The sequence below is a fragment of the Armatimonadota bacterium genome, from assembly GCA_020354555.1.
Taxonomy (GTDB): Bacteria; Armatimonadota; Hebobacteria.
Map to the genome: position 1 here is coordinate 4,146,290 of CP070648.1, position 3,347 is coordinate 4,149,636.

Sequence of the window (3,347 nt, forward strand, 5' to 3'; positions counted from 1 at the left end):
CGAATCTGCACAACATCCCGGTGCGCGGTGATCTGGGGCAGGATATCCGCCGGGCGTTTGTCGCCGGGGAGCGGGGGTGGGTTCTGCTGGCAGCCGATTACTCGCAGATCGAGCTGCGCGTTCTGGCGCACATCTCGCGCGACGAGGGCCTGCTCGGGATCTTCGCGGCGGGCGACGACTTGCACACGAGCACGGCATGCGAGATCTTCGGCGTCGAGCCCCCCGGAGTCACCCCCGACATGCGGCGCTTGGCGAAGGTGGTCAACTTCGGCATTCCGTACGGCATGAGCGAGCACGGTCTGTCGCGCGACATGGGCGTGAGCAAGGCCGAGGCGAAGGAATACATCGCGCGCTACTTCCGCAGGTTCCCGGGCGTGCGCGATTACATGGAGGCGGTGGTGGAGGAGGCGCGCCGCACGGGACACGTGACGACGGTCCTCGGGCGGCGGCGCAACCTGCCCGATCTGCAGAGCCGCTCGCGCCAGCTGCGCGAGTTTGCCGAGCGCACCGCCATCAACACGCCGATCCAGGGCAGCGCCGCCGATATCATCAAGCTCGCCATGCTCGCCGTACATCGCGAGCTAGCACAGGCAGAACACCGCACGCGCATGATCCTCCAGGTGCACGACGAGTTGCTGTTCGAAGTGCCCGAAAAGGAACTCGTCGCGATCGCCAGGCTGGTGTGCCGGTGCATGAGCCAGGCGTACCCGCTCGCGGTGCCGCTCGAAGTCGAGATGAAATCCGGTCCCAACTGGGCCGACATGGAGCCTGTCGCCGCCGCGTGACGGCGGGGCGGGTCGCCGGTAGGCCGCAGCACAGTCGAGACGTGCTGCAAAGCGACGTAACCGGGGGTGCACCGTGACCGCCGTGCTCCGCGCATACGTTCTGTCCTGCATCATCGCCTGCGGCGCCGCGCCGGCGCTCCTCGCGAACGACCGGGCCGCCAAGCAGCCTGATCTTCGAGCCGACCCACGCCTGGATCAACCCATCAGCGTCGCGGTGGCGTATGACTCGCTCGAGGAGTTCTGCGCGCGCCTGCGGCAGACGACCGCCGACGCGGCTCCCGGTGAAGCGGGCTACCCCGTCGAGATCACCTGCGACCCCGCGATCAAAGAGCACAAGGTCGTGGTGCGGGTCGAGGAGCAGCCCCTGCGCGAGGTGATGCGGCAGATTGCCGTGCTCTTTGACTTCATGTGGAGGCAGGGGCCGCAGGAGCACCCGCGCTACCACCTCGTGCAGAGCGAGGCGCGGGGGAAGCTTGCAGTCGACCTGCGGCAGCGCTACGTGGCGGAGCAGGACGCACGCGGCCACGAGATGTTCAGAAACGCTCTGCTGGCTTTGAAGTCCAGCCCCGACGAACTATACGACCTGGCGCGGACGGACCCGACGGCGGTAGCGTGGGCCCTTCTGCACCGGGAGTACTGCGAGCCGTTTCTATTGCTCGACGATGCCAGGATTGCGGCCGTTTTCGCGGGCGAGCGAGTGACGATGCCGCTGCGAGCGCTTCCGTCGGAGCAACAGGCAAGTCTCAAGGAGCGGTTCCTGAGGAGGGAGCGGGGCCGCGGGCCTGAGCGCGAGCAGACGGAACACTGGTTGTGGGATGAGGCCGAGATACGCTTCGAGCGCAAAGACTATGGCGAGCCTTTGTACCTTGGCGCGTGGCTGGTGGCGCGGCCGCGCGGCGAGGGCGGGGCTGAGGCTAGACAACACTCCTTGGCGTTCTTTCACACCGGCATCCGCTGGGCCGACCTCGCGCAAGAGCTTGACTGGCGTCAAACCGGGAGGGTGCCCGCTGGCGACACGCGCGGCGATGCGCTGGCATCTCTGAAGAACGCGTACGGCATTGACGTCTTCGAGCAGGCGGAAGAGGAACTGAAAATGCGGCATGTCGTGCCCGAGTGGGCGCGGTCGCAGCAGCGATCCGAGGCCGTCAATCCCAGCGGCGAGCGGGCGGCTGTGAAAGCCGATCGCATGAATCTGCCGGAGCTGCTCCTGGATACTGCAGAGGCCCTCGATGTCAACCTGATCGCCGACTGCTACTGGACATGGCCTGAGCGCTACAGCCGACTGACGCCGTGGGAAGAAGGCGACGCTGGGGTGTACCCCGGCGTGAAAGACGCCGAGGGCACCTACTACGTTGACACCGACATCGCGTACACGCTGACGCGCATCTGCGAGCAGCGCGGGTACTGGTGGGCGAAGGACGGCGGTGTCTTCCGCGTGCGCAACCTGCTGTGGTTCGCCGATGACCCGGAAGAGGTCCCGGCGTCGGTGCTCAAGGGGTGGATGCGGCGCACGGACGACGAGAAGCATGTGACGGTCGAGGACTACATCTATCTGGTGAGCAACCTGTCGCCGCGGCTGGCGAATAATCTGGGGCGGACAACTTATCCGGGAGCGCCGTCTACTTATCCGGGAGCGCCGTCTACGATTCTGCCCGATGAGGAGGATTATCCGCTCAAGTACGCGCGTTCGATCACGGGGGAAAGCTACTATCCCCTGAAGCTCTACAGCCTGCTACCGGCGGGCTTGCGGGGCCGCGCGCGAACGGCGGGGATTCACCTGGCAACCGAATTGCCGCAAGACCTGCTGCCGGCTGCCAACGACATGCTCGGCTATCAGTACAGCGACTTCGCACAGATGCGGGAGAAGCTGCCGCGCCACGAGTTCGAGGCGAAGCTGGCCCAATTGCGGTTATGGGTCGGCTACCCGAAGAGCCTGCTGCGGCGCCGGCAGTTCTCGATCGAGCTGTGGACCGCGGAGCGGGTCGAGTGGAGTGTGGACCTGGGCATGCACCCGCCGGGCTGCGAGGAAACATGGCTCTATCCCCTGTCCAGTGAGCGGCAATCCGAGCGAGGAGGGTGAGTTCGCGCCCCGCCTGCATGGAGCGCGTCGAGATGGGCCGCGACGGAGAACTGATCCCAGGCGTTCGGGGATAACCAAGGCGCCGCGACTGACGACCGGGAGGTCGAGAGATGAACAGGCTCGGAGCATCTCTGTGGTGGGCGGGGCTAGTCTTCGCTGCGGGCGCGGTGTTCGCAGGGCAAGCGGACAGCCAACCGGATGTGCGCCCCGATCCGCGCCTTGATCAGCCCATCAGCGTCGCGGTGGCGTATGATTCGCTGGAGGAGTTCTGCGCGCGGCTGCGGCAGATCACCGCCGACGCGGCTCCCGGTGAACCGGGCTACCCCGTCGAGATCACCTGCGACCCCGCGATCAAAGAGCACAAGGTCGTGGTGCGGGTCGAGGAGCAGCCCCTGCGCGAGGTGATGCGGCAGATCGCCGTGCTCTTTGACTTCATGTGGAGGCAGGGGCCGCAGGAGCACCCGCGCTACCACCTCGTGCAA

3 protein-coding genes are annotated in these 3,347 nt (G+C 66.4%); all 3 read left to right on the forward strand.

Translation table 11 applies throughout. The features are described 5' to 3' along the window. Positions 1-785, forward strand: a 785-nt coding sequence (locus tag JSV65_16970) for a DNA polymerase I (protein ID UCH34206.1), incomplete at its 5' end; no start/stop codon positions are given. 73 nt (positions 786-858) lie between these two features. Continuing rightward, positions 859-2,865: a hypothetical protein gene (locus JSV65_16975; protein ID UCH34207.1), complete on the forward strand. Its 2,007-nt coding sequence runs from the start codon at positions 859-861 to the stop codon at positions 2,863-2,865. Between the two features lie 110 nt (positions 2,866-2,975). Then, a partial coding sequence (locus tag JSV65_16980) for a hypothetical protein (GenBank protein UCH34208.1) occupies positions 2,976-3,347 on the forward strand: 372 nt, incomplete at its 3' end.